The sequence below is a fragment of the Anoxybacillus sp. MB8 genome (assembly GCF_011006755.1).
In the GTDB taxonomy this organism is placed as follows: Bacteria; Bacillota; Bacilli; order Bacillales; family Anoxybacillaceae; genus Anoxybacillus; species Anoxybacillus gonensis.
Map to the genome: position 1 here is coordinate 1 of NZ_RXXX01000139.1, position 426 is coordinate 426.

Sequence of the window (426 nt, forward strand, 5' to 3'; positions counted from 1 at the left end):
GCCGCCGAAGGTGGGGCAAATGATTGGGGTGAAGTCGTAACAAGGTAGCCGTATCGGAAGGTGCGGCTGGATCACCTCCTTTCTAAGGATATAATTGATATGATAAAAAACGCTTTTTCGCTTCGTTTAGTTTTGAGGGAATGTCCCTCATACATGTTCAAGCAGAAGTTTTGCGCCTGCGTCTAAAAGTGGCTTCGAGGAAGATAGATTCCTCGGCGCAAAGCTGCGATGAAGCAGGTTCAAGCAGAAGCTTTGCCCCTGCGTCTGCGGGTGATTACGAAGATGATAAATTCCTCGGCGCATGGCAGCAAAGATGTAGCTTCAAGAAGAAGCCATGTTCTTTGAAAACTAGATAACAGGCTGAAAAGTGTGTTTAGTTAAGTTAGAAAGGGCGCACGGTGGATGCCTTGGCACTAGGAGCCGATG

1 rRNA gene is annotated in these 426 nt (G+C 47.7%); it reads left to right on the forward strand.

The window, feature by feature from the left end:
* Positions 1-82: ribosomal RNA gene (locus EKC99_RS15560) — 16S ribosomal RNA — on the forward strand; the annotation flags it as partial.
* Between the last annotated feature and the right edge of the window lie 344 nt (positions 83-426).